Source organism: Elioraea thermophila (ex Habib et al. 2022) (assembly GCF_003336755.1).
Taxonomy (GTDB): domain Bacteria; phylum Pseudomonadota; class Alphaproteobacteria; order Acetobacterales; family Acetobacteraceae; genus Elioraea; species Elioraea thermophila.
Window position 1 is genome coordinate 70,212 of the sequence record NZ_QMDI01000006.1, and the last position, 26,207, is coordinate 96,418.

Here is a 26,207-nt window from a genome sequence, read left to right on the forward strand (position 1 = left end):
CCTGCCGGTCAGCCCGCGCCCTGCACGAAGGCCCTGAGCCCCTCCGCCTCCTCCGTCACCTCCTCGATCTTGCGCTTCACCACGTCGCCGATCGAGACCAAACCGACGAGCCGCCCGTTCTCGAGCACCGGCAGGTGGCGGAAGCGTCGCTCCGTCATCACCGCGAGCACGGCATCGAGCGTGTCAGCGGGTGAGGCGAACACCACGTCGCGCGTCATCAGGGCGCTCACGGGCATGGCGATCGAGGCGGCGCCGTGGTCGGCGATGCCGCGCACGATGTCGCGCTCCGAGAGGATGCCCGCGATCCCACCGCCGTCGTCGCGCACGAGCACGGAACCGATCCGTCGCGCGCTCAGGATCTTCGCCGCCTCGGCAACGGGGGTGGTGGGGGCGACCGAGACCACCTCGCGCCCCTTCTCCTTCAGGATCGTTTCCACCAACATCACTCTCTCCCCTCGGCATTCCGGGCTCTCGCGGCCCGTGCCGGGCGAGTCTAGGCGAGATTTCCGAAGCAAGGCCACCCTGAGGCGCACTCGTGATGCGCGCGTGGGCAGCGTGGCCAAGGCTTCACCCACGATGGCGCGAGGGAGGGCTGTCGGCGCGCCCGTGGCCCTGGCACGGGCATTGCGCCGCCCGGACGGTCGTCCGAACCACGGAGGGCTTCCAGGCAGCTCAGAAGCCTGCTCGCCACCGCCGCCGCCGGCACGCTCCCCGCCCCGGCCGTCGCCACCGCCCAGGCCACCATCACCTGGCGGATGACCTCCTTCTACGGGCCGACCGCCGCTTTCTAACCGACGGGCCCCGGCAGCGCGCGCGACCTGATCCGCCGCATCGAGGCGATGTCGGGCGGGCGGCTGCGGATCCAGTTCTTCGGCGCCGGCGCGCTCATTCCCGCGGCGGAAGGCTTCGATGCGGTGAGCCAAGGCGTGGTGGAGTGCAACTACGCCAACGCCTATTTCTGGACCGGCCGCAGCTTCGCCGCCCAGTACTTCACTGCCGTGCCATGCGGGCTCAACTTCCAGGGCCTCAACGGCTGGATGTACGACGGCGGCGGGCTCGACCTCTGGCGCGAGGTCTATGATCGCTTCCACCTCGTACCGTTCCTGTGCGGCAACACGGGCGTGCAGATGACCGGCTGGTTCCGCCGCCCGATCGAAACCGTCGAAGACCTGCGTGGGCTGAAGATGCGCATCCCAGGCCTCGCCGGCAGGGTCTATCAGGCGCTCGGCGTGGATACCCGGCTACTGCCGGCAGGCGAAATCTTCCCCGCCCTCGAGCGCGGCGTGATCGATGCCGCCGAGTTCGTCGGCCCCTATCTCGACCGACAGCTCGGCCTGCACCGGGTGGCCGAGTTCTACTACACGACCGGCTGGCACGAGACCGCGACCGCAACCGAACTCGCGATCAACAAGGCGGCGTTGAACCGCCTGCCCAACGATCTCGAGGCGATCGTCGAAAATGCCTGCGCCGCCTGCAACGTGATCAGCGAAGCGTGGTGCCGGAAGAACAACGCTGAGGCGCTCGAGGATCTCCTGCGCAACGACGGCGTCATCGCTCAGCAACTTCCCGATCCGGTGATCGACCGTCTGCGCAAGGAGACGATGAAGGTGCTCGCCCAGGCGGTGGAACGCGACCCGCTGACCCGTCGGGTGCATGAGAGCTACTTCGCCTACAAGGCGCGGTTCGATGCCTGGTCGGAACAGAGCGAGGTGCCCTACCACACCAAGATTCGCCCCGCCCGCGCCTGAGGAGCCGGCGGACGATGCGGCATGCGGCCGACCTGATCGATCACGCCATCGATGCGATCGGCCGCCTCGCCGCCTGGGCCACCTTCGCCCTCGTGCTGGTGATGGCGGGCAATGTGCTGCTGCGCTACGGGTTCGCAACCGGCAGCGTGTGGGCGCAGGAGCTCGAATGGCACCTGATGAGCCCGATCGCGCTGATCGGCATGTCGTACGCGTTGCGGCACGGCGAGCATGTGCGGGTTGACGTGCTGTACGCGCGATTCGGAGCCAAAGCACAGGCTGCGATCGACCTCCTCGCCGCACTCCTGTCGGTGGCGATCGCTCTGGTCGTCGTCGATCTCTCCTGGGGCTAAGTCGCGCAGTCCTGGCGGGTGAACGAAGGCAGCGCCAACCCTGGCGGCATCCCGTATCGCTGGGCGCTGAAAGCGCTGATCCCGCTCGGTTTCCTCCTTCTTGCCCTGCAGGCCGCATCCTCCGCCCTACGCGCCGTGCTTCGCCTTCGCGCGGCGTGATCCCTCTCCGCTACCCTCGCCATGCCGCTCAACGAAATCTATGCGCTTGCCATGCTGGCGAGCTTCTTCGCGCTGCTGATACTCGGCATCCCCGTCGGCATCGGGCTGGCGGTCGCTGGCTTCGTCTGGGGCTGGCTCGGCTTCGGGCCGCTCCTGTTCAACCTGTTGCCGCACCGCATCTTCGGCGTCGTCACCAACTCCACGCTGATCGCCATTTCGCTCTTCGTCTTCATGGGCGTGATGCTGGAAAAATCCCGCCTCGCCGAAGACCTGATGGATGTGGTCGGCCGGCTCGGCGGCTCGCTGAACGGCAGGCTCGCTCTCGGGCCTGTTCCGGTCGGCGTGCCGATGGGCGCCACCACCGGCATCGTCGGCGCGACGGTGGTCACGCTCGGCCTGCTCACCCTGCCCAATCTGCTGCGGCGCGGCTACGACCCCGGGCTTGCCTGCGGCACGATCTGCGCTTCGGGCACGCTCGGCCAGATCATTCCGCCCTCGCTGATCCTGATCCTGCTCGCCGACGTGATGAACCTCTCGGTCGGCACGCTGTTCGCCGCCGCCGTCTTCCCGGGCCTCGTGCTCGCCGCGCTGTACGCGATCTACATTCTCGTCCTCGGCTTGGTCCGGCCCGAGGCCGCGCCGGCTGTTCCTTCAGCGGAACGGGCGCGCGAATCACGTGCCGCCCTCTGGCGGCAGGCGCTGCGCGTGGTGGCGCCACCGCTCGGCCTGGTCGTTGCCGTGCTCGGCAGCATCATCGGCGGCATCGCCGCACCGACCGAAGCCGCCTCGATGGGCGCGCTCGGCGCCATCGCCGTCACCGCGCTTGGCCGACGCTTCTCCTCGACGGTGCTGAAGGAGACCGTGCAGGCGACGGCGCGCATCACCGCGATGATGATGTTCATCCTGATCTGCGCCCAGGTGTTCGCGCTCGCTTTCCGCGGCCTGCAGGGCAAGGCGCTGGTGCACGACCTGTTCGCCTTCCTTCCCGGCGGTGTGGCGGCCGACATCCGGTTCCTGATGGCGCTCGTGTTCGTCCTCGGCTTCTTCCTCGAGTGGATCGAGATCACCTACATCGCCGTGCCCCTGTTCCTGCCGGTTTTCGCCAACGCCGGCGTCGATCCCGTCTGGCTCGCCACCTTGATCTGCGTGAACCTGCAGACCTCCTTCCTTACGCCGCCCTTCGGCTGGGCGTTGTTCTTCCTGCGCAGCGTGGCGCCGAAGGAGGTCTCGACCGGAGCGATCTACCGCGGCGCGGTGCCGTTCGTCCTGCTGCAGATCGGCGGCGTGATCGCGGTCTATCTGTTTCCCGGTCTTGCGACCCGGCTTCCGGCAGCGATCGGCTGGTGAGCCATCAGAGCAAGCTGGGGGCAAGGGCGAAACGCGACGCGCCGGCGAAAGGGTCGAGCTTGCGAACGCCGGCCTCGCCCGAGCGCTGCGCGCCCGGTCCGTCGTGCGTGGTGACCAACGGCTCGGCCACATCCGCCCGTGGTACAGACCGCTGAACGGCTCGTGGCGACCGCCGCCCGAGCGTGTCCTCCACCGTGCGCGCGACGAGAACCCCGCCGGTGCAGGCGAACCACGCCTTCACCGCGCGCCTCGCGACGGCCAGGTGGCGAGCAGGATCGAGCCGAGCATCAGAGCCAGCCCCACACCGTGCGCGAGCGTGAACCGCTCGCCCAGAACCAAGACGCCGAGCACCGCGGCAGTGGCCGGCAGGAAGGCGGTGAAGACGCCGGCGACGGAAGCCGGCGCCCGTCGCAGGCCGCCGTACCAAAGAAGCAGGCACAGCACGCTCGCGGTCAGGCTGTGGAAGACGAGCAGGGCGACGACGCCTGCCCGCACGGCGTCCCATGCGAGCCAGGGCAGCGAGGCTGCCGCGAAGGGCGTCAGTTGCAGGAACGAAAAGAGCTGCATCCAGAACGAAGCGGTCAGCACACCGACGCGCCCGGCGATCCGTTTGGCAAGCAGCACGTAAACCGCCTCGCCGACCACGCCCGCGAAGACGAGGGCATTGCCCAAGAGCGAGCCCTCGCCCTCGCCTCCCGCGCGGACGGCGTTGATCGCCGCCATGCCGACCACGGCGAGCCCGGCCGCCGCCCAACCGCGGTGCCCGAGGCGTTCGCCGAGCCAAAGTGCGGAGCCGATCGCGACCACCGCCGGCAGGGTGGCGAGCACGAGGCCCCCCTCGAGCGCCGAAGTGAAGCGAAGCCCCGCCAACAGCCCGGCATTGTAGAGCGCGGTGCCGAAGGCCGCCTGCGAGAACAGGTTGCGCAGGACGCCTCGCGACGGCGGCGAGAGGGGGCGATCGATCGATCGCATCAAGGGCCACAGCACGAGGGTGGCAAGCAAGCAGCGAAGGCAGGCGATCAGCGGGATCGGCAGCGCCTCGGCGAGCAGTTTCGCCACCGGCACGTTCGCGCCGACGAGCGCCATCGAGGAGGCGAGCATCGCATAGGCGGCCAGCATCGCCCGCGAGCCTCACCCCGCGCGCCCCGTCCTTCAACCCCGGCTGCTTTCCTCACGAAACGGGCTCTGTTCCTCGGTGATGCGCGCGATCGTCTCACGCAGCGCCGGGCGTTCCCGCGCGAGGAAGCGCGCCACCGCCTCGCGCAGCCCCTCATGCGCGATCCAGTGCGCGGAGAAGGTCGGTACCGGCAGGTAGCCGCGGCTCACCTTGTGTTCGCCTTGCGCACCGGCCTCGACGCGGGCGAGGCCGTGCGCAATCGCGAACTCGATCGCCTGGTAGTAGCAGAGCTCGAAATGCAGGAACGGCACCTCGCGCGCCGCCCCCCAGTTCCGCCCGAACAGCGCGTCGCGCCCGAGCAGGTTGAGCGCGCCCGCCACGGGGGTTCCGTCCTCCTCCTCCGCCCACATCAGCACCACACGATCGCCCAAGCTTTCGCCGAGCATCGGCCAGAAGCGGCGCGTCAGGTAGGCTTGGCCCCAGCGCTTGTCGACGGTCGCGAGGTAGAAGGCGTGGAACGCCTCCCAGTGCCGCGGCGTGATCTCGCGCCCGCGCAAGGGACGGATGCGCAAAGCCCAGCGCGCGCGCTCCCGTTCCTTCCTCACCTGCTTGCGCTTGCGCGAAGCGAGCCGGCCGAGGAAGTCGTCGAACGTGGCGTAGCCTTCGTTCCGCCAGTGGAACTGAAGCCCGAGCCGCGGCAGGAATCCCACAGCCTCGAGCAACGCCTGTTCGTCCCCCGTGCAGAACGTGACATGAACCGAAGAGAGCCGAAGATCGTGCGCGATGCGGGGGAGCCCCGTCGCCAGCGCCGGCCGCAGCGACGGGTCGCGGGAAAGGAGCCGCGGCCCGGGCACGGGGCTGAACGGCACCGCGACCTGGAGCTTCGGGTAGTAGCGCCCTCCTGCCCGCTCCAGGGCATCGGCCCAGGCGTGGTCGAACACGTACTCGCCCCAGGAGTGCGACTTCACATAGAGCGGCGCGACCGCAACCACCCGGCCCGCCGCGTCGCGCAGCACGGCGTGGCGGGGCAGCCAGCCCGTGCGTGGCGAGGCGGAGCCGGAGTCCTCCAGGCAGGAGAGGAAGGCGTGGCTGACGAACGGGTTGTCGTCGCCCGCGCAGCCGTCCCAGTCGGCGGCCGCGACGTCGGCGATGCGGTCGACGAGATCGAGCGAGAGGGTCGGCGCGCGGTCGCCCATCACGGAGGGAGATGGTGCGCAGCGGGCCTTGCCCAAGTCCCGCGCCGCGCGGCGGCGATCATTCCGCCTCGGGCCGGCGGACCAGGATCTCGCGCTTGCCGACGTGGTTGGGTGGGCCGACCACGCCCTCCTTCTCCATCCGCTCGATCAGCCGTGCCGCACGGTTGTAGCCGATCTGCAGATGGCGCTGCACGAAGGAGGTCGAGGCCTTGCCCTCGCGCACGACGAGGGCGACCGCCTGGTCGTAGAGGCTCGCCTCGTCGCTCTCCTCGCCCAAGGGGCCGGCGAAGCTGGCCAGAGACGCCTCGCCGCCCGTCCCGCCCGACGTACCGTCGGTTTCCGTCACGTCGTCGAGATAATCCGGCTCGCCCAGGCTGCGCAGGTGCTCGACCACGCTCTCCACCTCGCGGTCGGAGACGAAGGGGCCATGCACGCGCAGGATGCGGTCGCCCCCCGCCATGTAGAGCATGTCGCCCTGGCCCAGCAGCTGCTCCGCTCCCTGTTCGCCGAGGATGGTCCGGGAATCGACCTTGCTCACCACCCGGAACGAGATGCGGGTGGGGAAATTCGCCTTGATCACGCCGGTGATGACGTCGACCGAGGGGCGTTGCGTCGCCATGATGATGTGGATGCCGGCCGCGCGCGCCATCTGCGCCAGCCGCTGCACGGCGGCCTCGATCTCCTTGCCGGCGACGATCATCAAGTCGGCCATCTCGTCGACCACGACGACGATGAACGGCAGCTTGTCGCCGCCGATCGGCTGCTCCTCGAACGTCGGGCGGCCCGTTTCGGGGTCGTAGCCGGTCTGCACGCGCCGCGTGAGCGTCTCGCCCTTTGCCTTCGCCTCCGCCACACGCGCGTTGTAGCCCGCGATGTTGCGCACGCCGAGCTGGCTCATCAGCCGATAGCGCCGCTCCATCTCGCGCACCGCCCATTTCAGGGCGCCGACCGCCTTGGCGGGCTCGGTCACCACCGGAGCGAGAAGGTGCGGGATCCGGTCGTAGACCGAAAGCTCGAGCATCTTCGGATCGATCATGATGAAGCGGCACTCCTCCGGCGGGTGCCGCATCAGGATCGACAGGATCATGGTGTTGATGGCGACCGACTTGCCCGACCCGGTGGTGCCGGCGATCAGCAGGTGCGGCATGGCGGCGAGATCGACGATGACCGGGGCGCCGCCGATGTCCTTGCCCAACGCGAGATCGAGCCGCCCCTTGGAGCGGGCCCAGTCCTCGGAGCCGAGCAGTTCGGAGAGCCACACGGTCTCGCGCCGCGCATTGGGGAGCTCGATGCCGATCGCGTTCCGCCCCGGTACCACGGCCACCCGCACGGAGAGCGCGCTCATCGACCGCGCGATGTCGTCGGCGAGCCCGATGACGCGGCTCGACTTGGTGCCCGGGGCGGGCTCGAGCTCGTAGAGCGTGACCACCGGCCCTGGGCGGATGGCGACGATGCGCCCCTGCACGCCGAAATCGGCGAGCACGCCCTCGAGCAGGCGGGCATTCGCCTCAAGCGCCTCGGCCGAGGGGCGGCCGGGGCGATTGGCCGGCGGGGCGGCGAGCAGCGTGAGCGGCGGCGGCACCCAGCCGCCCGCAAGCGGCAACGCCCCCTGCCCGGCGGAGGTGTTGCGCTTCGGCTCGGCGGGCGTTTCGACGCGGCGCGGCGGGCGCGGCGCGGGCGCCGGCGCGGCGATGATGGGAGGCGAGGCGGCGGGCGAGGTCGTCGCCGAGGAGACGACCGGCGCCTCGTCGGGGCTCGGCGGATCGGGCTCCGGCGCCAGGACGCGCGGTTCGACTCGTCGCCGCGCCGTCCGCCTCGCAGCGATCGCCCGACGCGTGCGCGCCACCCCTGCCCCGAAACAGACCGCCACCCGGCCCACGGCACGACCAGCGGCCACACCCCCGCGCACCACCGCGCGCACGGCACGGAACCACTCGCCGGGGGTGAGCCCGATCGCCACCGCGGCGAACAGGGCGGCGAAACCGAACAAGCCAAAGCCGGCGAACAGCCGCCCCAGCAGGCCGAGCAGCGCCTCCCCTGTACCGAGCACGCGGTCGGCGACGACGACACCGGCGACCCCACCCACCCCGGCGGGCGCCATCTCCCCGCCCTCGAGCGGAAGCAAGGCGAGGGTCGCGGCCAGCAGCGGCAGGGCGACTAGGAGACAGGCCAAGCGAACGAGCGGCGCGCCCACCGCCCCGCGCGCGATCAGCGCGAAGCCCCACCCCAAGGGGGCCGCGACGATGAGCCAGGCAGCAAGGCCGAAGCCCTGCAGGGCGAGATCGGCGAGGATCGCGCCGAGAGGCCCGGCGAGGTTGGAGACCGGCCCCGCCGTGGCGGTGTTGAGGGACGGATCGGCCGGGTCGTAGGTGGCGAGCGCCGCCGCTAGGGTGACGCCGACCAGAGCGGAAGACACGCCAGCAAGGTCGGCGGCGCGCCGGCGCAGGAGCTCGGCGACGGCGGGCGGAACAAGGCGGGACGGGCGGGCGGCGTCTTGCGTGTTCATGCGGCGCGCGAAGGATAACGCAAAACCGCCTGACGCCACACGCGGTTTCGTCGGGTAACGAGGTCCGCCGCGACCGGCCCCCGCCGGCCCGGGCTCAAAGGTGCAGCGGCTTGCCGGATACCGCCAGCGCCGCCTCCTTCACCGCCTCGTTCAGCGAGGGATGGGCATGCGAGGTGAGGGCAACGTCTTCCGCCGAGGCGCCGAACTCCACCGCCAGCGCCAGCTCCGCGATCAACGTGCCCGCCTGCGGGCCGATGATGTGCGCGCCGAGAATGCGGTCGGTCGCCGCATCGGCCAGGATCTTCACGAAGCCCTCCGTCTCGCCCATGGCACGGGCTCGCCCGTTGGCGCTGAAGGGAAACTTGCCGACGCGGTAGGCGACGCCGCGCGCCTTCAACTCCTCCTCGGTCGCGCCGACGGCAGCGACTTCGGGGGCGGTGTAAACGACGCCGGGGATCGCCTCGTAGTTGACGTGACCGTGCCGCCCGGCCAGCCGGTCGGCCAGCGCCATGCCCTCCTCCTCCGCCTTGTGGGCGAGCATCGGGCCCGCGATGACGTCGCCGATCGCCCAAATCCCCGGGACCGAGGTGGCGTAGCCGTCCGTCGTGCGGATCCGGCCGCGCTCGTCCCGCGCGACCCCCACCTCGTCGAGGCCAAGGCCCGCGGTGTAGGGGCGGCGGCCGATCGCGACCAGCACGACATCGGCCTCCACCTCCTCCGCCGGCCCCCCGGCGACCGGCTCGAGCGCGAGGGTGACCCCGTCATTGCCCCTGCGCGCACCCACCACCTTGGTGCCGAGGCGGAAGGCAATCCCTTGCTTGGCGAGGATCCTCTGGAACGTCTTCGCCACCTCGCCGTCCATCGTCGGCACGATGCGATCGAGCACCTCGATCACCGTCACCTTCGCGCCGAGCCGGCGCCAGACCGAACCGAGTTCGAGACCGATATAGCCGCCGCCGATCACGGCGAGGTGCCCAGGCACACGCTCGAGCGAGAGAGCCCCCGTGGAGGAGACGATCATCCGCTCATCCACCTCGACCCCCGGCAGGGGCGTGCTCTCGGAACCGGTGGCGATCACGATGTGCCGCGCGGTGTGCACGGCACCGTTCACCGCCACCCGCCCGGGCGCCTCGATCCGCCCCTCGCCCTCGATCCGCGTCACCTTGTTTTTGCGGAACAGGAACTCGATGCCCTGGACGTTGGCCGCCACCACCTCGTCCTTGCGGGCGAGCATGCGGTGCAGATCGAGCCCGATCTCGCCGCCGATCACCACGCCGTGGTCCTCGAGGTGAGCCTGGGCCTCGGCGTACTTCTCCGAACTGGTGAGCAGCGCCTTGGAGGGGATGCACCCGATGTTCAGGCAGGTCCCGCCCAGGGTCGGCCGTTTCTCGACACAGGCGACGCGTAGCCCCGCCTGGGCGCAGCGGATGGCGCAGACATAGCCGCCCGGCCCCGCGCCGATGACGATGACGTCGTAGTCCGGTTGCGACATGCTTCCCCACCTCCGCCCGCTCGCCGGCTCATCCGCCGCTCAGTCGTCGGCGCGGAGGTGTGCGCTGCAGCCTGAGTGTGGGTGGGACCGAGGCGTCCGGCTGGTCGGAGCGAGAGGATTCGAACCTCCGGCCCCTGCGTCCCGAACACAGTGCTCTACCAGGCTGAGCTACGCTCCGGCCGCCGGACGCGGCCCTTGCGTATAGGCCCGCAGCGCGCCGCCGGCAAGACGCCGGCTCAGCTTGCCGCCGCTGCCGCGCGGGAGGGGGCGGTCAGGCTCGCGAGCAGGGGCAGCACGGCGTCCGGCCCCTCGGCGACCGCGAACAGGGCGCGCGCCGAGGGCTCGGCGAACCCGGCCGCGATGGCGGCATCGATGGCGGCGATCAGAGGCCGCGCGCTGCCCGCGACGTCGCAGAGCACGATCGGCTTGTCGTGCAGGCCGAGCTGGCGCCAGGTCAGGATCTCGATCGTCTCGTCGAGCGTGCCCAAGCCGCCAGGCAGCATGACGAAGGCATCCGCCTCCTCGGCCATCCAGGCCTTGCGGATGTGCATGGCGTTGATCTCGAGCTCCCTCTCGTCGCCTTCGGCCGCCCGGGAATCGCCCTGGCCGCCGGTTTGGCCCGGCGGGCGGCCGTTCGCCGTGCGGATCCTGAGCGGAGCGACCATCCGCATGTCGGCCACCCCTTCGTGCGCCACCTCGCGTTCGGCGAGGAAGCGGGGGATCACCCCCGTCACCTGCCCCCCCGCGGCCAGGCAGGCGTCGGCGATCCGCCCCATCAGGCCGATGCGGCCCCCGCCGTAGACGAGGCGAACCCCGGCTTCGCCGAACAGACGCCCGAGGCGATCGGCCGCGGCGACGAAGCGAGGGTCATGGCCCAAGCGTGAACCGCAGAAGACGGCGACGGCACGAATGCGGGAGGGCTGCATGCTGGACTCCATGCCTCGACGGCGGTGAACCGGCCACTAACGCGGCGGCACGGCCGTGTCACCGGCACTCTGCCCCGGCGCGCACAGGATTGTGAGCGTGACCGCCGGCACGGTCTTGGCAGTCTTCTTGCCGCCGGCCTCTCACGCCGGTGCACCGAACGGGAAAGCACGACACCGATGATGGTCCTGATGGTCCTGCGCGCCACCGCACTTGCGGCCGTCCTCGTCCTGCCGCCGACCCTCGCCTTCGCCCAGGCCGGCGTCATCGCGGAGCGTCAGGCGGGCTTCCGCATGCTGCGCGACCGGATGGAGGCGATCCAGACCATCGTGCAGATGCGCGACCCGAACAGCGAGGCCGTGCCGCATGCCCGCGCCATCGCGGAGCACGCGCCGAAGATCAAGACGCTCTTTCCGCCCGGCAGCGACGGTCAGGGCAGCCGCGCCCTGCCCGCGATCTGGACCGACCGGGCTGGGTTCGAGCGCGTGGCCGACGCCTTCGTGCAGCGCGCCGAGGCGCTGCTTGCGGCCGCGCAGGGCAACGATCAGAGGGCACTCGCCCAGGCCTTCGAGGCGACGGGGCAGGCCTGCGGCGCGTGTCATCGGCCGTATCGCCAGCCGCAGCGCTGAGGTTTCCGCTCAGAGCACCTGCCGGGTCACCACCGCCCACACCACGCCGGCCGCGATCGCCAAGGCGGCGAGGGCGAGCCAGGGCGAAGCAAGGCGTGGTGCCGCCACCGCGCCGGGCAGGCGCTTGCGCCCCGTTACCATGGGCAAAATGAGGTCGCGACCGAGGACGAGGCGGTAGAGAACCACCGCCGCCACGTGCAGCGCGACCAGGATCAGCAGCAGATCCGAAATGCGGTAGTGCCAGGTCGTCAGACGGTCCGACCAGGCCTTGCCGACCAAAGGGAACAAGGGGCCGCGGAACAGGATGTCGTCGTTGGCGAACAGCCCCGTCGTTCCTTGCGCGAGGACAACGAGGAGGAGGGCGAGCACGGCCCAACCACCGAGGGCATTGTGGGTGGTCTCGCGGTCGGGTTCGCGGCGAAAGAGCCCGCGGAGGTGATCGAGCACCGCGCCGGGCCCGCGCACGAAGCGCACGAAGCGTGCACTGTCGCTGCCGATCACACCCCAGAGCAGTCGAAACAACACGAGCGTGAGGGCGGCGTAGCCGAACCAGGCGTGCAGCTGCATCTCGTGCAGCTCGACGGTGATGAAGGAGCCGACAAGGGAGAGGACGAGCGCCCAGTGGAACAGCCGCGTCGGCAGGTCCCACACCGTTCGTACCGTCATCGCGTCCGTCTCGCCGCGCATCGTTCGCCTCGCTCCGAGGTTTTCGCGGCGCGACCATAGCGGGCGTGGCGAGGCCGCGTGAGCGCACGGCTCCGCGAGGGGCGCGCGGGGTGGTGAGCGCGGGTAGCCGGCGCCCTACCTCGCGAGTTCATCATCGCGGTGCGGCCGGGGACTGGCCCGCTCCTCGCCGGGTCATTGGCAGAGGGCGGAACCGATTTGCTCGGGAACCGCAGACCGGCCGCGGGATGGTGAACAAGCCTCGCATTGCAGGACGATGTCACGCCACCTAAACGTATGGTCGTGCGATGAAACAACCGGGGCGAGGTCGGGCCATGCGACCCGTTTTGGTCGGTCTCGCCGGCCTTCTCGCCGCTGCCGGCGGGCTCTGGTGGTTGGTCGGCGACCGTGACCTGTGGCCGGCGGGCCGAACGGCGGGCCCGTCCGCGTCGGCAGAAATGGCGCCGCGCGCGCCGGCGGAGCGTCTTGCCGCACCGCCTGTCGTCACGACGCCGCAGGCCGCGGCGCCGGCACCGGCGGTCCCCACGGCGGCGGTTCAGCCCACACCGCCGGCCACTCCCCGTCCCGCCTTCGATATCGTGCGGGTCAGTGCGCGCGGCGAGGCGGTGATGGCCGGGCGGGCCGCACCGCACGCCGAGGTGACGATCCTCGATGGCGGGCGCGAGATCGGCCGGGCCCGGGCGGACGATCGCGGTGAGTGGGTGTTCGTCCCCGCCGGGCCGATGCCGCCGGGCGGGCGTGAACTCAGCCTGCGCGCCCGCGGCCCCGATGGCAGTGTGCTGGAGTCCGCATCCACCCTGGTGCTGGTGGTTCCCGAGCGGGATCGCGACGTCGCCGGCCGGGCCTTGCCCGCCGAGACCCCGGCGCCACCACCGATCGCCCTGCTCGCTCCGCGCGAGGCGGGGGGAGATCTCCGCGTGCTGCAGGTGCCGCCGGCCGATGGGCCGACGCCATCGGCTCCGCCAGCTGCCCCGCCGCCGCCGGCCGTGTCGCAGGAGGCTCCGCCGGCGGTGGCTCCCGACGCGACAGTAGCCGCCCGGCCCGCCCCAGTGCCGGCAGCACCGCCTGTCGGGCAAGGCACGGGTGGCGCGCCGCCCAACCGAGGGGGCGCGGCGGTGACGGTGGAGGCCGTGGATTACGGCGACGGGGGGGACATCCGCTTCTCCGGCCGCGCCGCCCCGGGGGCGCCCGTTCGGCTCTACCTCGACGCCACCCATCTTGGGGACACACGGGCGGATGAGGCCGGTCGCTGGAGCTTCGCTCCCGCCACCGTCCCGATCGAACCGGGCAAGATCGCCGCCCTGCGCGCCGACCAACTGGCTGCCGACGGCAAGGTGACGGCGCGGGCGGAGGTGCCGTTCCAGAGGGCGGAGGTGCCGCCCGAAGGCCTGCGCGAGGGCATGGTGGTGGTGCAGCCCGGCCAAAGCCTCTGGCGCATCGCACGGGCGACCTACGGCCGCGGCATCCGCTACACGGTCATCTACGAGGCGAACCGGGATCAGATCCGCAATCCCAACAGGATCTATCCCGGCCAGGTGTTCGTGGTGCCGCGCCCCGAGGGCTGAGACGCAGATCGGGCGGTTACGTCGGGCGAGCGGCACAAGACCGGGCCGTGGTCGAGCCGGCCTCGCGCCCTGGCTGCAGAACGACGCGGGCGCGACGCGCGGTCAGGCCTCTTGCCGGCGCCTTCGGCCCGAACCTCGGCTGTGCATCAGGACGGCCGAAGCCACCCGCCCCCGACAGGCGCGCCGAAGCGGCTCCCCGCTCACGCGCGGCCCTCGCCACCGAGGCCCGCCGGCGCGACGATGCCCCTGACGCCGCGCCAGTTCGAACACCGCCGCCACCTCCTTCCTATCCGGCGCGGGAAGCCGGCGACAGGCAGGACGAGGGGGCGCGTCAAGCCGGCGGGATCGCCCCTTCCTCCTCGAGGAGTTGCAGGTAGGGTTCCACCGCCAGCACGAAACGGGTCGCAGCCGCCACCAGTCGGCTCGCCGTGGTGGCCTCCAGGGTAACGCGCCATTCGAGACGAACCTCGTGCGACGGCGACAGCACGGCGGAGAGCTCAGCCTCGCGCCCGGCGCGCAAGGCGAGCACGGCGGTGAGCACCGAGGAACGGCGGGCCGCCTGCTCGGCCGTGTAGGGCACGCGCGCGGCGGGAATGGACAAGCGAAGCCGACGCTCCGCCGCCAGCTCCGCCTGCACCCGCCGCTCTCGCCAGAGGAAGGCGAACCGAACCGGGCCGTTGGCGCCCGACGGTGACAGCGCCCCGTCATGCCCGACCTCGAACGGGCCGAGGCGGCCGAGCACCGGCCCCGACAGCAACGGCACGGACGCGACGGGCGGGGGCGAGGGAGGGAGCGCAGTCATCACCCACCACGCTAGATCGCGAACGGTAAAGCTTCGCTGAACGGGGCAGGCGGGTCTCGCCTCGACGACGGATCCGTGCCAGCACTGTCATCGAAGCGACACGCAACCGACACATGAGCCTTCTCGACACCGCCGCGCTGGTGCTGGCCCGGCCGCACCGCGCGGGGCTTCCCTTCATCGTCGCCCCTGCCCTCGCCGGGTTCGCGCTCGGGCTCGTCTGGCACGGCTTCCTCTGGCTCGGCCTTCTCGGCGCCGCCTTCTCCGCCTTCTTCTTCCGCGACCCCGATCGCGCCGTGCCGCTGCGGCCGGGGCTGATCCTCGCCCCGGCGGACGGGCGCGTCGTGTCGATCGCGGCCGCCGTCCCGCCCGCGGAACTCGGCCTCGGCCCCGAACCGCGCACCCGGGTGGCGACGTTCCTGTCCGTGCTCGACGTGCACGTCAATCGCGCCCCGGCGGCGGCGCGCGTCCGCCGCATCGCCTACCGGCCCGGCGCCTTCCTCAACGCCGCGCTCGACAAGGCCTCGGAGGAGAACGAGCGCAACGCCATCGCGCTCGAGCTCGCCGACGGCCGTACGCTCGCGGTCGTGCAGATCGCCGGGCTGATCGCGCGCCGCATCGTCTGCGAGGTGCGGGAAGGCCAGAGCTTGCGCGCGGGCGAGCGGATCGGGCTGATCCGCTTCGGCTCGCGCGTCGATCTCTACCTGCCCGAGGGCGTTGCTCCCCTCGTTGCGGTCGGCCAACGGATGGTGGCGGGCGAAACGGTGGTCGCCGACCTCCTCTCGACCGAACCCGCGCGTATCGCGGAGACGATCTGACATGCGCCCTCCCCTCTCTCCGGCGATGGAACGCTGGCGGTCGCGAATCTGCCGCCGCACGCGCCCGCGCTTCCAGGGCCTCTCCTTCAACCGGCTGATCCCCAACCTGATGACGCTGGTCGGGTTGTGCGCAGGCTTGACCGCGATCCGCTTCGCGCTCCTCGAGCGGTGGGACGCGGCGGCGGCGGCGATCGTGGTCGCCGGCGTGATCGACGGGCTCGACGGCCGCATCGCCCGCCTGCTGAAGGCGACCACGCGCTTCGGGGCGGAGTTCGACAGCCTGGCCTACTTCCTCTGTTTCGGCGTCTCACCGGCCCTCGTGCTCTATCTCTGGACGCTCGAGACCTGGGGCGGGCTCGGCTGGGCGCCGTGCCTGATGTTCGCGGTGTGTGCGGCACTGAGGCTCGCCCGCTTCAACGCCGCCATCGATGGCGCGCCGAAACCGGCCTACACGTACAACTTCTTCGTCGGCGTGCCCGCCCCGGCGGGAGCCGGCCTCGCCCTCTTCCCGCTGTTCCTCTGGCTGCAGGCCGAGGTCTCAGGCCTCGCGCCGCTCGCCGAGATCGCGCGCCACCCGGCCTTCGCCGGTGCGCTGCTGCTCGCGGTCGCCGCGCTGATGGTGAGCACGCTCCCGACCTGGAGCTTCAAGAACTTCAAGGTGCCGAACGAGTACGTGCTGCCGCTCCTGCTCGGCGCGGGGCTGGCGGTGGCGCTGCTGGTCAGCGAGCCCTGGGCGACCTTCGCGCTGATCGGGCTCCTCTACGTCATTTCGCTGCCGTTCGGGCTGCGCAGCTATCGGCGGCTGCGCGCCGAGGCCGAGGCGCTGGCGGCCGCCGCGCCACCCGCGCCGATCGAGGATCGGCGGACGGCCTGAGCCGCGCGCTCCGCCCGCGCGCCGGGCTACTCGGCCGCCTTGGCGGCGGGACGGCGGCCCGCACCGCGGCGCTCCGTCACCACCACCCCGGCCGCCTTCAACGCTGCGATCTCGCCCTCGCCGAAGCCGTGCGCGGCGAGCACGCTTTCGCCATGCTCGCCGAAGCGCGGCGGGGCGGTGCGCGCCCCGCCCGGCGTGCGCGAGAACTTGATCGGGGTGTTCAGAGCCCGATACCAACCGATCTCTGCCACCATGTTGCGCGCCGCCGTGTGCGGCGCGGCCACCACCTCATCGACGTAGAGCACGGGACCGGCCGGCAGCCCCGCCGCCAGCAGGCGCGCGCAGAGCGCGTGGCCGTCTTCCGCCGCGACGATCTCCTGCACGATGGCGGAGAGCGCCTCGCGGTTGGCGAGCCGATCGGCGTTGGTGGCGAAGCGCGCATCTTCGGCAAGGTCGGGGCGGCCGAGCAGATCGCACATCTTGCGAAACGTCGCGTCGTTGCCGGTGCCGATGAAGATCTCGCAGGTGCGGGTGCGGAACTTGTCGTACGGCGCGAGGTTGGGGTGCGGGTTACCGGTGGCGACGGGACGACGGCCGGAGAGGAGGTAGTTCGCCGCGTGCGGATGCAGGAGCGCCATCCCGCAGTCATAGAGCGTCATGTCGAGGAACTGGCCTTCCCCGCTGCGCTCGCGCTCGTAGAGCGCCATCAGGATCGCGATCGCGGAATAAAGCCCGGTGCCGAGATCGACCATGGGTGTCGCGAGCCGAACCGGCCCCGTTTCCGGCGTGCCGTTGATGCTCATCAGCCCGGCCATCGCCTGAATGATGGCGTCGTAACCCGGATAGCCGCCCAACGGCCCGTCGGCGCCGAAGCCGGAGATGCGGCAATGGATGAGGCGGGGGAAGCGCGTCTTCAGCGCCTCGTGGCCGAGCCCCCACTTCTCCATCGTTCCGGGCTTGAAATTCTCCACCAGCACGTCCGCCCCCTCGAGCAGGCGCAAGAGCACCGCCCGCCCCTCCTCGCGCGCGAGATCGAGCCCCAACGAGACCTTGTTGCGGTTGACGCCGAGGAAATAGGAGGCGTCGCGCGTGCCATCGCCGTGGTCGCGGAAAGGAGGCCCCCAATCGCGCGTCTCGTCGCCCTGGGGCGGTTCGATCTTGATCACCTCCGCCCCGTGGTCGGCGAGGATCATGGTGCAGTAGGGCCCGCCGAGAACGCGGCTGAGATCGATCACCTTCAGGCCCGAGAGCGCACCCGGCATGGCGGTCCTCCCTTGCTTGCGCCGTCCGTGACGGCGTCGTTCCGTTGCGATGACGGCGCGATATCAGCCGAGATGGCGGGCGAGGAACTCCGCCGTCCGCCCGTTGGCGATCGCCGCCGCCCGCCCGTCCCAGTGCTGGCCGTTGACCCGAGCGAACGCGTGATCGACATCCGGATACACATGCGCCGCGATGTGCGGGTTCGGCAGCACGGCGGCGAGCACGGCACCTTGCGCCTCCTTCGGCACGAAGCGGTCCTTCTCCGCGATGTGCATCAAGAGCGGGCGCTTGAGCGCACGGAGTTCGGCGGCAAGCCCCTCGAGCCCCACCCCGTAATACGAGACGTTGGCGTCGGCGTCGGAGCGGATCGCCATCAGCGCCGCCATCCGCCCGCCGAGGCAGAACCCCATGGTGGCGACCTTGCCGTTCGCCCCCTCGAGGCCGCGCGCCGCGGCCACCGCGGCCTTCAGGTCCTCCACCCCCTTGTCCTGGTCGAAGGCCTTGAACAGGGAGAAGGCCTTGTCCCACTCGGCCTGGGTGCGATCGGTGATGTCGACCCGCGGTTCGATGCGCCAGAAGAGATCAGGGCAGAGGGCGATGAACCCCCAGTCGGCAAGCGAGTCGGTGATCGCGCGCATGCCGGCGTTCACGCCGAAGATCTCCTGGATCACGACCACCGCGCCGGCCGGCTTGGTCTTCGGCCGCGCGATGTAGGCGAAGAACTCGCCCGAACCGTCGGTTGCCTTGATGGTGATCTCGGCCATTCGCGTCTTCCCTCCTCCAGTGGGGCGCGACCATACAGGCGGGCGGGCGGGGCGGCCAGGAGGGGCCGGAGTGCGCTAGGATCGGGCTGTGCGACTGCTGCCTGCCATCCTCCTCGCCCTTGCTGCGGCCTCACCTTCGGCAGAAGCCGCACGGCTCGACCCCGCGCTCGCCGCCCAGGGCTGGCGCGTGCAGCCGATCGAAGGGCGCGTCGCTCCCCTCTCGGTCACCGCCGAGGGCGAGACCGCGATCCGCCTTGAGGCCGGGCGCGACACGGGCGGGGCGGCGGTCGTGTTCCTGCCGGTGCGGGTTCCTGTCCACCCCGCGCTTTGCCTCACCTGGCGGTGGCGGATCGAGGGCGGTGGCGAGGGGGCAGGGCTCGTGGTGCGCGTCGGCTTCGAGCCGGATGGCGAACGAATGAGCCTCGTGCAGCGCTACGCCCTCGGCTTCGCCCGTGCGCTGAGCCCCGGCCGGCCGGTGCCCGGCTTCGCGCTCGCCTACCGCTGGGGCGGGGAAGCCGGAGAGCCCGCCTGGCACCCCACGCCCCTGTTGCTCGTGCTGGAGCGGTCGCGGTGGCTGCGGCGTGGTGCGACGCAAGCCGGCGGGTGGGTGGAGGAGACGGTGCGGCTCGCACAGGAGTTCCGCACCGCCTACGGCATCGCGCCGACCGCCTACGTGACGGAGATCGCGCTCGGTGCCGCAGGCGGCCCAGGCTTCGCCGCGCGCATCGATCAGCTCGCCTTCCGCCGCTGCTGAGCGGGCTTCGCCGAACTGTCACCCACGCGGGCGCGGATTGGTCTAGGACGGGGGCGCACGTCATTGGGTGAGCGCCATGGACGACCCGAGGGATCGCGACACCACCTCCTGGCTCGACGCCGAGCTCGAGGACGACTTCGACGAGGAGCTCGAACAGGAGATCGACGACCGGCGAATCCCGGAGGAGCTGCGCGCACTCCTCGCGAGGCGGCCGAAGAGCACCCTGCCCCGCCGCTTCTACTTCCGCGAGCTCCTTCGCCTGCAGGGCGAGCTGATCAAGGTGCAGGACTGGGTGGTGCACCACCGGAAGAAGATCGTGGTGATCTTCGAGGGGCGGGACTCGGCCGGCAAGGGTGGGGTGATCAAGCGCATCACGCAGCGGCTCAACCCCCGCGTGTGCCGCGTGGTGGCGCTGCCGGCGCCGACCGAGCGCGAGAAGACCCAGTGGTACTTCCAGCGCTACGTCGCGCACCTGCCGGCGGGCGGCGAGATCGTGCTGTTCGACCGCTCCTGGTACAACCGCGCCGGCGTGGAGCGGGTGATGGGCTTCGCCACCGAGGACGAGGTCGAGCGCTTCTTCCAGGACGTGCCGGAATTCGAGCGGATGCTGGTGCGTTCGGGCATCCAGCTCGTGAAGTACTGGCTGTCCATCACCGACGAGGAGCAGCAGCTGCGCTTCCTCATGCGCATCCACGACCCGCTCAAGCAGTGGAAGCTGTCGCCGATGGACCTGCAGTCGCGCGTACGGTGGGAGCAGTACACGAAGGCGAAGGAAGCGATGTTCGACCGCACGAACATTCCGGAGGCGCCGTGGTACATCGTGGAGGGCAACGACAAGAAGCGGGCGCGGCTCAATTGCATCGCGCACCTGTTGAGCCTGATCCCCTACGAGGAGATCCCGCACGAGCCGATCACGTTGCCCGAGCGGGTGTATGATCCGAACTACGAGCGGCGCACCTTGCCGGCGGAGTTGTACGTGCCGGATCGGTACGCGGAAATCGCGCCACCGCGGGGGTAAAGCTGCGGTCCAAAGCAGCGCTTTGGAGTCTGGACACCTTCGGAGATGCAATCCGACCCGGGTACTCGAGATTCTCATGTTCGACAAATTGCATAACTCTCCAGAGGTCTCCTTTGCTCCTGGATGCCGCGAAAAACGACACCGATTTCAATACCCGTGTCACGGGTATGTGAGGGTTCCAGTGACTAAGGTACTGAACCTAGGGCGATAAAAGTGTGGATCGGAGCCGTTGGTCCGTAATCAACACAGGTCCAGTCCTTGGCTGTGCCAGCAAATGAAGTGAAGTTAAGCTGCGCGACCGATCTAAAGAAAGCACCTGCCGACAAAATATGTTTCACAAGTTTACCATGAAAGAGTGTTCTACTGACAAGTCAGTAGCCCAATGATGGACTCTTTTTAAAAAGACGACGTAGAAACGAAAAGGTACGAAAACACCAGAGACAAGAACACAGAACCACTATCTAAGCGTATAGCTTTGGAATGCGCGGCTTACGGCAGAAGCCAAAGTCATGTATCGAGCAACCCGTAATCCGATATGCTGGTCTAGAAAGGGATTCCCCATTTGCACTGAAACCACGATTGATTCGATGGTTTTTCCCAGGGCATCTGTTTCAAGAGCAAAAAGTGAGTAAAGTTCTTGAAGATTTTGGGGGCTTCTCTGCCTATTAGCTTCTGCAAGGTGCCCCAAAACCCGACCTTCTTCAGGGGAAAGCAATCCTGCCAGTGTATGGGATGCAACTTCCCTCGGAAATTGGACCCTTCTCATTCTACTTGCAGCTTCAAAAAGTAATTCAGATGACGACTTAAAGTTTGCGATAGCTTCAATGCGATTGTTGTCTTCAAGAGCTGCGAGTGCCATAATATACAATGCGATAGCCCTAGTGGCCGCGACGCTTGCTTGCGTGGCTGCACTAGGATCCACAGCTCCCCTGCTCGCGTTCCCAAAATATGCAGCAAAAGACACTGAAGGAAGAGCGCATATCAAAATCAACAATAATGGAAAAAATCTGCGAAATGAACGCACTTTAACAGCACCAAAAGTCTGCAATCTCAACCGCACCAAATCTCTCGCATCCTGGTGTGCTCGCGACTTAGCCGGCCTGAGGCTTTCAAAGCTTCCCATCCCTCTTTAGCCCCCCTCGCGCTACTAAGTAAATCTAGGCAGAAGTCTCTTTGAAGGGACGCAACAAAGCCTTTCGGCATCCCACCAGATTCGTATAAAATAAAAACAGCAAGATAGAAATTCATTACAATCGATAGCTGATCAAGAAATGAAGAGCTATGTGCTTCCGGCCCACCATGTAGCAGGATAGATCGAAAAGTCGGGTGAGCATTATTTCCTCGTATCAAATCGTTCATGTCTTTTACAACTTGGTATGTATTGGCCGCTTGAAGAGCTTTTGTAGCATTATTGAGTTCAAATATTGCGAGCGCAAGCCCGCCAATTGAAGATCCTACAATAAATATCTGCAAAAACATTGTGATTTCGTCTTTGAAAGATTTCAAGAAACTACGCAAGCGGCGGAACATGGAGCTTTATCCCATATTCACCATGATCGTCTTCTTGTGCATGAAATGCTCGAGCATCGCCTCGAGCGACGCCTCCTTGCCGAGCCCCGAACTCTTCACCCCGCCATACGAGATGTTCGCCTGAACCACCAGGTTCTGGTTGATCTGCACGATCCCCGCCTCCAGGGCGTGCGCCATCCGCAACCCCACCCGCAGGTTGTTCGTCCACACCGAAGCCGACAGCCCGTAGTCGGAGGCGTTCGCCTCGGCGAGCACCGCCTCCCAGTCGCGGAACGGAAAGAGGCAGGTGACGGGGCCGAAGATCTCCTCCCGCACGAGGCGGCTCTCGCGCGTCAGCCCCGTGAAGATGTGCGGCTGGATGAACAGGCCCTTCCTCAGCGCCGGATCGTCGGGCAGGCGCGAACATACCCGCGCCGTCGCCCCCGGTGTCGCCTTCCCTTCCTCGATGTAGCCCCGCACCTTCTCGAACTGCGCGGGGCTGATGATCGTTCCGATGTCGGTCCGCTCGTCGAGGGGGTCGCCCATCACCATCGCATCCACCTTCGCCGCCAGGGCATCGGCGAAGGCGTCGAAGATCCGCTCGTGCACGTAGATGCGCGACGCCGCGGTGCAGCTCTGCCCCTGGCGGGTGAAGCGCATCGAGGTGATCGCGCCCGCCACCGCCTTCTCGAGCTCGCAATCGTCGAACACGATCATCGGCGACTTCCCGCCCAACTCGAGCGTCACGGGAATGATCTTCCGCCCGCACGTCTCGGCGACGATGCGCCCCACCTCCACCGAGCCGGTGAAGGTCACCTTGCGCACCTTCGGATGCTCCACAAGGGGGCCGCCACATTCCGGCCCGTAGCCGGAGAGGATGTTGAACAGACCGGGCGGCAGCACGCGGTTGAGGAGTTCGCAGACGCGCAGCACCGCAAGCGGCGCCTCCTCGGCCGACTTCACCACCACCGCATTGCCTGCCACCAGCGCCGGCGCCACCTTCAGCGCCATCAGCAGCATCGGCACGTTCCAGGGAATGATCGCGCCGACCACGCCGAGTGGTTCGCGCACCGTGAAGGAGAGGACATCGGGGTGGAAGGGCACCGTCTCGCCCTTCAGTTCGCTGCCCAGGCCGCCGTAGAAGGCGAAGATGTCGGCGACCACGTTCGCCTCCACCCGGCTTTCCGTGCGCAGCGCCTTGCCGGTCTCGAGCGCGATCAGACGCGCGAGCTCCTCCACGTGATCGGCCAGCACCCGCGCACATTCGGCCACCAGCGCGCCGCGCTTGCGCGCCGGCACCTTCGCCCAGTCCTTCTGCGCCGCGGCGGCCGCCTCCACCGCCGCCGCCACGTCCGCCGCATCGCCCTCCGCCGCGCGGCCGATCTCCTCGCCGGTGGCCGGGTTCACCACGGCGAAGGTCCTGCCCGAGGCAGGCGGGGCGAAGCGGCCAGCGATGAAGTGATGGCCCGAGAGCGCGCGGGCGAGCGCCCTCTCGTCGAGGGTTGGAGCGGCGGGCGTGCGGCCTGGCGTCACGGTGTCGGGCATCGGACTTGTCCTCCCTCGGGGCGGGGCCCATAAGCGGGCGCACGATGCACCCGGGCCGTCGTCCCGGGCAAGCCAGCCGGACCCGTCCTGCCCATGCCGCTCCCGCCCAACGCCGCCCCCTCAGGCCCCCTCGCGGGGCTTCGCGTGTTCGACCTCACCCGCGTGCTCGCCGGGCCTACCGCCACCCAGATGCTGGGCGATCTCGGCGCCGAGGTGATCAAGATCGAACACCCCACGCGCGGCGACGACACGCGCGGATTCGCGCCCCCCTACCTGCGCAAGCCCTCGGGCGAGCCTTCCGCCGAGTCCGCCTACTTCGCCGGGGTGAACCGCAACAAGCTCTCCGTCACCCTCGACATCGCCCGCCCCGAGGGCCAGGCGATCGCCCGGCAGCTGATCGCGCTCTCCGACATCCTGGTCGAGAACTTCAAGCCCGGCGGGCTCGCCAAGTACGGGCTCGACTACGCCTCGCTGAAGGAGACCTACCCTGGGCTCATCTACTGCTCGATCACCGGCTTCGGGCAGACCGGGCCCTACGCGCCGCGCCCCGGTTACGATGCGCTGATCCAGGCGATGGGCGGGGTGATGAGCCTGACCGGAGAGCCGGACGGGCTGCCGCAGAAGGTCGGCATCCCGATCGCCGACATCTTCGCCGGCCTCTACGGCACCATCGGCATCCTCGCCGCGCTGCGCCATCGCGAACGCACGGGGCAGGGCCAGCACATCGACATCGGCATGCTCGATACCCACGTCGCTTGGCTCGCCAACCAGGGCATGAACTACCTCGCGACGGGAGAGAACCCGCCGCGGCTCGGCAACCAGCACCCGAACATCGTGCCCTACCAGGTGTTCGCCACCGCCGACGGGGCGATCATGCTGTCGATCGGTAACGATCCGACCTTCGAACGGTTCTGCCGCGCCTTCGGGCTCGCGCATCTGCTCGCCGACGAACGCTTCGCCACCAACGCCAAGCGCGTCGAGAACCGCGCGCTCGTCACCGACACGCTGACGCCCGTGCTGAAGTCGAAGACCACCGCCGAGTGGATCGCCGCCCTCGAGGCGCTCTCCATCGCCTGCGGGCCGATCAATCGCCTGTCCGACGTCTTCGCCGACCCGCACGTGCAGGCGCGCGGCATGGTGATCAGCATGCAGCACGAGGGGGTCGGCGGCCCGATCCCCCTCATCGCCAACCCGGTGAAGCTCTCCGCCACGCCGCCCGACTATCGCATCGCGCCCCCCACTCTGGGCGCGCACACGGAGCTCGTGCTGCACGACCTCCTCGGCCTTTCCCACAAGGAGATCGCCGAGCTCCGTGCCAAGGGGGTGGTGTGAGGCAAGGCGCGCTGCGCTGGCTCTCGCCGGCGGGGTTCTTCCGCCTCGTCTGGACGGCGTGGGGCCCGGCCGAGAGCGATTCCCCGCCCGTCGTGTGCGTGCACGGGCTGTTGCGCACGGGGCGGGATTTCGATGGGCTTGCTTCCGCGCTCGCATCGCGCGGGCGGCGCGTGCTGTGCCCCGACATGCCCGGGCGCGGCGCCTCCGACCGCCTGCCCGATCCGGCACTGTATCGCAACGACGTCTACGCCGCCGCCTGCGCCCATCTGCTCGCGCATCTCGGCGAGGGGCCGGTCGACTGGGTCGGCACCTCGATGGGCGGCATCATCGGCATGATCCTCGCCGCGCAGCCGAACACGCCGATCCGGCGCCTCGTGCTGAACGACATCGGCGCCCTCGTGCCGGCGGCGGCGATCGCGCGCATCGCGGCCTACGCCCGAGCCTTTCCCACGGTGGCCGATCTCGACGAGGCGGAGGCGGCGATCCGCCGTCTCTACGCCCCCTTCGGCGACCTGCCCGATGCGGTGTGGCGGCATCTCGCCGAGACGAGCTTCGTCGCCTCGGAGAGCGGCCTAGTTCCGCACTTCGACCCCGCGATCGCCCAGGCCTTCGCCGGCACCGAGGCGAAGGACGTCGATCTCTCCCCCCTCTGGTCCGCCGTGCGCGCCGAAACGCTGATCCTGCGCGGCGAGCACTCCGACGTCTTGCCCGCCGAGGTCGCCGCCCGCATGGCCGAAGCGCCGCACGCGCGGGTCGTCACCATCGCCGGCTGCGGCCATGCTCCCGCCTTGTGGGACGAGCGCGAGATCGCCCTCGTCGCCCGCTTCCTCGAGCACGGACACGCGCCATGATCTCGCCCGCCTGGTGCCGGCTGATGGCCGCCTACAATGCGGAGATGAACCGGCGCCTCTATCGTGCGGCAGCGGAGTTGACCGACGCCGAGCGCAAGCGCGACCGCGGCGCTTTCTTCGGCTCCATCCATGCGACGCTGAACCACATCCTGTGGGGCGATCGCGTCTGGATGCATCGCCTTGCCGAAGGATGGGAGCGGCCGCGTGGCGGCATCCCCGCCAGCACCTCGTTGTACGATTCGTTCGATGATCTCCGCCTCGCGCGCGAGGAGGCCGACCGGCGGATCGAGGCCTGGGCGGCGGGCCTCACCGAGGCCTGGCTCGCCGAGGATCTCGTCTGGTTCTCGGGTGCCACGCAGCGCGAGTGGCGCCGCCCGAAATGGATCCTGGTCACGCACCTGTTCAATCACGCGACGCATCACCGCGGCCAGGTGCACGCGATGCTGACCGCGGCCGGCGTGCGGCCCGAGGATACCGACCTGCCGTTCATCCTCGATCTCGCCGCCCTCGGCCTCGGCTGAGCGCGGCGAAGTCGCCGCGGCCCGCTCAGGTGAGCCAACGCCAGAAGCGCGCGAGGCCCTTCGCCACCTCCTCGACGAGCTCCCAGGCGAGCAACGCGGCGATCAGCCCGAGCACCACGAAGAGCGCGGTGGCGAGCGGAGAGGATCCGGCCGTTGCCGTCGCGGCGCCAGTGGCGGAAGGCTGCACCGCATCTCCACCGCGGAAGCCGTTCCAGGCCGCCGAAATGCGGGCGGCGAAGGCCCGCCCCTCCTCGGCAAGACGACGGGTGAGGGCGGCGAAGTTACCCGCGCTGGCGGATTGCGCTCCTCCTTGCCGCGCCTCGAGAGCGGCGAGCCGCGCCTCGAGTGCAGCGAGTCGCTCCTCGAGCGCGGCGTGCGGCGAAGCGTCAGGAGCGTTTCCCTCGGGGGCATGTGGTGTCGATGGTGTCTCGGTCATGTCGTGTCG

At 69.5% G+C, this 26,207-nt stretch carries 27 protein-coding genes and 1 tRNA gene; 13 read left to right on the forward strand and 15 right to left on the reverse strand.

Translation table 11 applies throughout. The features are described 5' to 3' along the window. Window positions 1-8 precede the first annotated feature (8 nt). Window positions 9-443 (reverse strand): CBS domain-containing protein, encoded by a 435-nt coding sequence (locus DWB05_RS10105; RefSeq protein WP_114377089.1) that lies wholly within the window; start codon window positions 441-443, stop codon window positions 9-11. Window positions 444-821: 378 nt separating this feature from the next. On the opposite strand from DWB05_RS10105, the gene DWB05_RS10110 reads away from it, so the two are divergent. The 4 genes from DWB05_RS10110 to DWB05_RS10120 are packed head-to-tail and all read left to right on the forward strand — an operon-like array spanning window position 822 to window position 3,604. Then, a complete protein-coding gene (locus tag DWB05_RS10110; RefSeq protein WP_269815582.1) occupies window positions 822-1,748 on the forward strand; it encodes a TRAP transporter substrate-binding protein in 927 nt (308 codons plus the stop codon). A gap of 14 nt (window positions 1,749-1,762) precedes the next feature. Next, the gene (locus tag DWB05_RS10115; protein ID WP_198669136.1) at window positions 1,763-2,098 is read left to right on the forward strand and encodes a TRAP transporter small permease subunit; all 336 of its coding nucleotides are present in this window, start codon (window positions 1,763-1,765) and stop codon (window positions 2,096-2,098) included. 18 nt (window positions 2,099-2,116) lie between these two features. Further along, entirely contained in the window at window positions 2,117-2,257 is a 141-nt protein-coding gene (locus tag DWB05_RS14890) for a hypothetical protein (RefSeq protein WP_198669137.1), read from the forward strand. Between the two features lie 21 nt (window positions 2,258-2,278). After that, on the forward strand, window positions 2,279-3,604 hold the full coding sequence (locus DWB05_RS10120; protein WP_114377090.1) for a TRAP transporter large permease: 1,326 nt from the start codon (window positions 2,279-2,281) through the stop codon (window positions 3,602-3,604). Between the two features lie 237 nt (window positions 3,605-3,841). On the opposite strand, the gene DWB05_RS10125 is transcribed toward DWB05_RS10120, so the two are convergent. The 6 genes from DWB05_RS10125 to DWB05_RS10150 form a co-directional block, all read right to left on the reverse strand. Beyond that, window positions 3,842-4,723 (reverse strand): DMT family transporter, encoded by an 882-nt coding sequence (locus DWB05_RS10125; protein WP_114377091.1) that lies wholly within the window; start codon window positions 4,721-4,723, stop codon window positions 3,842-3,844. Between the two features lie 33 nt (window positions 4,724-4,756). Continuing rightward, a complete protein-coding gene (locus DWB05_RS10130; protein ID WP_114377092.1) occupies window positions 4,757-5,917 on the reverse strand; it encodes a GNAT family N-acetyltransferase in 1,161 nt (386 codons plus the stop codon). 58 nt (window positions 5,918-5,975) lie between these two features. Continuing rightward, window positions 5,976-8,423, reverse strand: a complete 2,448-nt coding sequence (locus DWB05_RS10135; RefSeq protein ID WP_114377093.1) for a DNA translocase FtsK — start codon at window positions 8,421-8,423, stop codon at window positions 5,976-5,978. Between the two features lie 94 nt (window positions 8,424-8,517). Next, the gene (lpdA, locus tag DWB05_RS10140) at window positions 8,518-9,915 is read right to left on the reverse strand and encodes a dihydrolipoyl dehydrogenase (protein WP_114377094.1); all 1,398 of its coding nucleotides are present in this window, start codon (window positions 9,913-9,915) and stop codon (window positions 8,518-8,520) included. 101 nt (window positions 9,916-10,016) lie between these two features. Next, a tRNA-Pro gene (locus tag DWB05_RS10145) sits at window positions 10,017-10,093 on the reverse strand. Between the two features lie 58 nt (window positions 10,094-10,151). After that, entirely contained in the window at window positions 10,152-10,841 is a 690-nt protein-coding gene (locus DWB05_RS10150; protein WP_157967160.1) for an LOG family protein, read from the reverse strand. Window positions 10,842-11,018: 177 nt separating this feature from the next. Between DWB05_RS10150 and DWB05_RS10155 the strand changes: the two genes are divergently transcribed. Continuing rightward, window positions 11,019-11,468: a c-type cytochrome gene (locus tag DWB05_RS10155; RefSeq protein ID WP_114377096.1), complete on the forward strand. Its 450-nt coding sequence runs from the start codon at window positions 11,019-11,021 to the stop codon at window positions 11,466-11,468. A gap of 9 nt (window positions 11,469-11,477) precedes the next feature. On the opposite strand, the gene DWB05_RS10160 is transcribed toward DWB05_RS10155, so the two are convergent. Next, the gene (locus tag DWB05_RS10160) at window positions 11,478-12,155 is read right to left on the reverse strand and encodes a cytochrome b/b6 domain-containing protein (RefSeq protein WP_198669138.1); all 678 of its coding nucleotides are present in this window, start codon (window positions 12,153-12,155) and stop codon (window positions 11,478-11,480) included. A gap of 311 nt (window positions 12,156-12,466) precedes the next feature. On the opposite strand from DWB05_RS10160, the gene DWB05_RS10165 reads away from it, so the two are divergent. Beyond that, a complete protein-coding gene (locus DWB05_RS10165; RefSeq protein ID WP_157967161.1) occupies window positions 12,467-13,717 on the forward strand; it encodes a LysM peptidoglycan-binding domain-containing protein in 1,251 nt (416 codons plus the stop codon). A gap of 331 nt (window positions 13,718-14,048) precedes the next feature. Here the strand turns inward: DWB05_RS10165 and DWB05_RS10170 are convergent, their stop codons facing one another. Next, window positions 14,049-14,519, reverse strand: coding sequence for a hypothetical protein (locus DWB05_RS10170; protein WP_114377098.1), 471 nt, complete (start codon window positions 14,517-14,519; stop codon window positions 14,049-14,051). A gap of 89 nt (window positions 14,520-14,608) precedes the next feature. Here DWB05_RS10170 and DWB05_RS10175 point away from each other — a divergent pair, with 89 nt between their 5' ends. Both DWB05_RS10175 and DWB05_RS10180 read left to right on the forward strand, forming a co-directional pair. After that, window positions 14,609-15,334, forward strand: a complete 726-nt coding sequence (locus DWB05_RS10175) for a phosphatidylserine decarboxylase (protein WP_269815583.1) — start codon at window positions 14,609-14,611, stop codon at window positions 15,332-15,334. Between the two features lies 1 nt (window position 15,335). Then, the gene (locus DWB05_RS10180) at window positions 15,336-16,208 is read left to right on the forward strand and encodes a CDP-alcohol phosphatidyltransferase family protein (RefSeq protein WP_114377100.1); all 873 of its coding nucleotides are present in this window, start codon (window positions 15,336-15,338) and stop codon (window positions 16,206-16,208) included. Window positions 16,209-16,234: 26 nt separating this feature from the next. Here the strand turns inward: DWB05_RS10180 and DWB05_RS10185 are convergent, their stop codons facing one another. Continuing rightward, complete coding sequence (locus tag DWB05_RS10185) at window positions 16,235-17,470, reverse strand: CaiB/BaiF CoA transferase family protein (RefSeq protein WP_114377101.1); 1,236 nt, start codon at window positions 17,468-17,470, stop codon at window positions 16,235-16,237. A gap of 63 nt (window positions 17,471-17,533) precedes the next feature. After that, a complete protein-coding gene (locus DWB05_RS10190; RefSeq protein WP_114377102.1) occupies window positions 17,534-18,232 on the reverse strand; it encodes a dienelactone hydrolase family protein in 699 nt (232 codons plus the stop codon). 88 nt (window positions 18,233-18,320) lie between these two features. Here DWB05_RS10190 and DWB05_RS10195 point away from each other — a divergent pair, with 88 nt between their 5' ends. Together DWB05_RS10195 and ppk2 are read left to right on the forward strand one after the other, a co-directional pair. After that, window positions 18,321-18,986, forward strand: a complete 666-nt coding sequence (locus DWB05_RS10195) for a DUF3047 domain-containing protein (RefSeq protein ID WP_114377103.1) — start codon at window positions 18,321-18,323, stop codon at window positions 18,984-18,986. Window positions 18,987-19,062: 76 nt separating this feature from the next. Then, window positions 19,063-20,004 carry a polyphosphate kinase 2 gene (gene ppk2, locus DWB05_RS10200; RefSeq protein ID WP_114377104.1) on the forward strand — a complete coding sequence of 314 codons (942 nt, stop codon included), beginning with the start codon at window positions 19,063-19,065 and terminating at the stop codon, window positions 20,002-20,004. Window positions 20,005-20,461: 457 nt separating this feature from the next. Here the strand turns inward: ppk2 and DWB05_RS14685 are convergent, their stop codons facing one another. Genes DWB05_RS14685 through DWB05_RS10205 form a run of 3 tightly spaced genes read right to left on the reverse strand, consistent with a single transcriptional unit; the run spans window position 20,462 to window position 23,058 of the window. Further along, complete coding sequence (locus DWB05_RS14685) at window positions 20,462-21,064, reverse strand: flagellin family protein (protein ID WP_157967162.1); 603 nt, start codon at window positions 21,062-21,064, stop codon at window positions 20,462-20,464. After that, window positions 21,055-21,534, reverse strand: a complete 480-nt coding sequence (locus DWB05_RS14690; RefSeq protein ID WP_157967163.1) for a hypothetical protein — start codon at window positions 21,532-21,534, stop codon at window positions 21,055-21,057. Before DWB05_RS14690 ends, DWB05_RS14685 begins: the two co-directional genes overlap by 10 nt. A gap of 6 nt (window positions 21,535-21,540) precedes the next feature. Then, complete coding sequence (locus DWB05_RS10205) at window positions 21,541-23,058, reverse strand: aldehyde dehydrogenase family protein (RefSeq protein WP_114377105.1); 1,518 nt, start codon at window positions 23,056-23,058, stop codon at window positions 21,541-21,543. A gap of 93 nt (window positions 23,059-23,151) precedes the next feature. On the opposite strand from DWB05_RS10205, the gene DWB05_RS10210 reads away from it, so the two are divergent. The 3 genes from DWB05_RS10210 to DWB05_RS10220 are packed head-to-tail and all read left to right on the forward strand — an operon-like array spanning window position 23,152 to window position 25,762. Beyond that, window positions 23,152-24,390: a CaiB/BaiF CoA transferase family protein gene (locus DWB05_RS10210; protein ID WP_114377106.1), complete on the forward strand. Its 1,239-nt coding sequence runs from the start codon at window positions 23,152-23,154 to the stop codon at window positions 24,388-24,390. Further along, window positions 24,387-25,241, forward strand: coding sequence for an alpha/beta fold hydrolase (locus DWB05_RS10215; protein WP_114377107.1), 855 nt, complete (start codon window positions 24,387-24,389; stop codon window positions 25,239-25,241). The genes DWB05_RS10210 and DWB05_RS10215 overlap by 4 nt, the downstream gene beginning before the upstream one ends. Continuing rightward, window positions 25,238-25,762, forward strand: coding sequence for a DinB family protein (locus DWB05_RS10220; RefSeq protein WP_114377108.1), 525 nt, complete (start codon window positions 25,238-25,240; stop codon window positions 25,760-25,762). The genes DWB05_RS10215 and DWB05_RS10220 overlap by 4 nt, the downstream gene beginning before the upstream one ends. A gap of 25 nt (window positions 25,763-25,787) precedes the next feature. On the opposite strand, the gene DWB05_RS10225 is transcribed toward DWB05_RS10220, so the two are convergent. Then, window positions 25,788-26,198, reverse strand: a complete 411-nt coding sequence (locus DWB05_RS10225) for a hypothetical protein (protein WP_114377109.1) — start codon at window positions 26,196-26,198, stop codon at window positions 25,788-25,790. Window positions 26,199-26,207: the final 9 nt, after the last annotated feature.

Excerpts from the sequence above, each read along its gene's own strand:
- DWB05_RS10225 (WP_114377109.1), bottom strand. The coding sequence starts at position 26,198 with ATGACCGAGACACCATCGACACCACATGCCCCCGAGGGAAACGCTCCT.
- DWB05_RS14690 (WP_157967163.1), bottom strand. The coding sequence starts at position 21,534 with ATGTTCCGCCGCTTGCGTAGTTTCTTGAAATCTTTCAAAGACGAAATC.
- DWB05_RS10115 (WP_198669136.1), top strand. The coding sequence starts at position 1,763 with ATGCGGCATGCGGCCGACCTGATCGATCACGCCATCGATGCGATCGGC.
- lpdA (WP_114377094.1), bottom strand. The coding sequence starts at position 9,915 with ATGTCGCAACCGGACTACGACGTCATCGTCATCGGCGCGGGGCCGGGC.
- ppk2 (WP_114377104.1), top strand. The coding sequence starts at position 19,063 with ATGGACGACCCGAGGGATCGCGACACCACCTCCTGGCTCGACGCCGAG.
- DWB05_RS10205 (WP_114377105.1), bottom strand. The coding sequence starts at position 23,058 with ATGCCCGACACCGTGACGCCAGGCCGCACGCCCGCCGCTCCAACCCTC.
- DWB05_RS10150 (WP_157967160.1), bottom strand. The coding sequence starts at position 10,841 with ATGCAGCCCTCCCGCATTCGTGCCGTCGCCGTCTTCTGCGGTTCACGC.
- DWB05_RS10220 (WP_114377108.1), top strand. The coding sequence starts at position 25,238 with ATGATCTCGCCCGCCTGGTGCCGGCTGATGGCCGCCTACAATGCGGAG.
- DWB05_RS10105 (WP_114377089.1), bottom strand. The coding sequence starts at position 443 with ATGTTGGTGGAAACGATCCTGAAGGAGAAGGGGCGCGAGGTGGTCTCG.
- DWB05_RS10180 (WP_114377100.1), top strand. The coding sequence starts at position 15,336 with ATGCGCCCTCCCCTCTCTCCGGCGATGGAACGCTGGCGGTCGCGAATC.
- DWB05_RS10210 (WP_114377106.1), top strand. The coding sequence starts at position 23,152 with ATGCCGCTCCCGCCCAACGCCGCCCCCTCAGGCCCCCTCGCGGGGCTT.
- DWB05_RS10130 (WP_114377092.1), bottom strand. The coding sequence starts at position 5,917 with ATGGGCGACCGCGCGCCGACCCTCTCGCTCGATCTCGTCGACCGCATC.
- DWB05_RS10155 (WP_114377096.1), top strand. The coding sequence starts at position 11,019 with ATGATGGTCCTGATGGTCCTGCGCGCCACCGCACTTGCGGCCGTCCTC.
- DWB05_RS10120 (WP_114377090.1), top strand. The coding sequence starts at position 2,279 with ATGCCGCTCAACGAAATCTATGCGCTTGCCATGCTGGCGAGCTTCTTC.
- DWB05_RS10135 (WP_114377093.1), bottom strand. The coding sequence starts at position 8,423 with ATGAACACGCAAGACGCCGCCCGCCCGTCCCGCCTTGTTCCGCCCGCC.
- DWB05_RS10185 (WP_114377101.1), bottom strand. The coding sequence starts at position 17,470 with ATGCCGGGTGCGCTCTCGGGCCTGAAGGTGATCGATCTCAGCCGCGTT.
- DWB05_RS10125 (WP_114377091.1), bottom strand. The coding sequence starts at position 4,723 with ATGCTGGCCGCCTATGCGATGCTCGCCTCCTCGATGGCGCTCGTCGGC.
- DWB05_RS10160 (WP_198669138.1), bottom strand. The coding sequence starts at position 12,155 with ATGCGCGGCGAGACGGACGCGATGACGGTACGAACGGTGTGGGACCTG.
- DWB05_RS10190 (WP_114377102.1), bottom strand. The coding sequence starts at position 18,232 with ATGGCCGAGATCACCATCAAGGCAACCGACGGTTCGGGCGAGTTCTTC.
- DWB05_RS10170 (WP_114377098.1), bottom strand. The coding sequence starts at position 14,519 with ATGACTGCGCTCCCTCCCTCGCCCCCGCCCGTCGCGTCCGTGCCGTTG.
- DWB05_RS10165 (WP_157967161.1), top strand. The coding sequence starts at position 12,467 with ATGCGACCCGTTTTGGTCGGTCTCGCCGGCCTTCTCGCCGCTGCCGGC.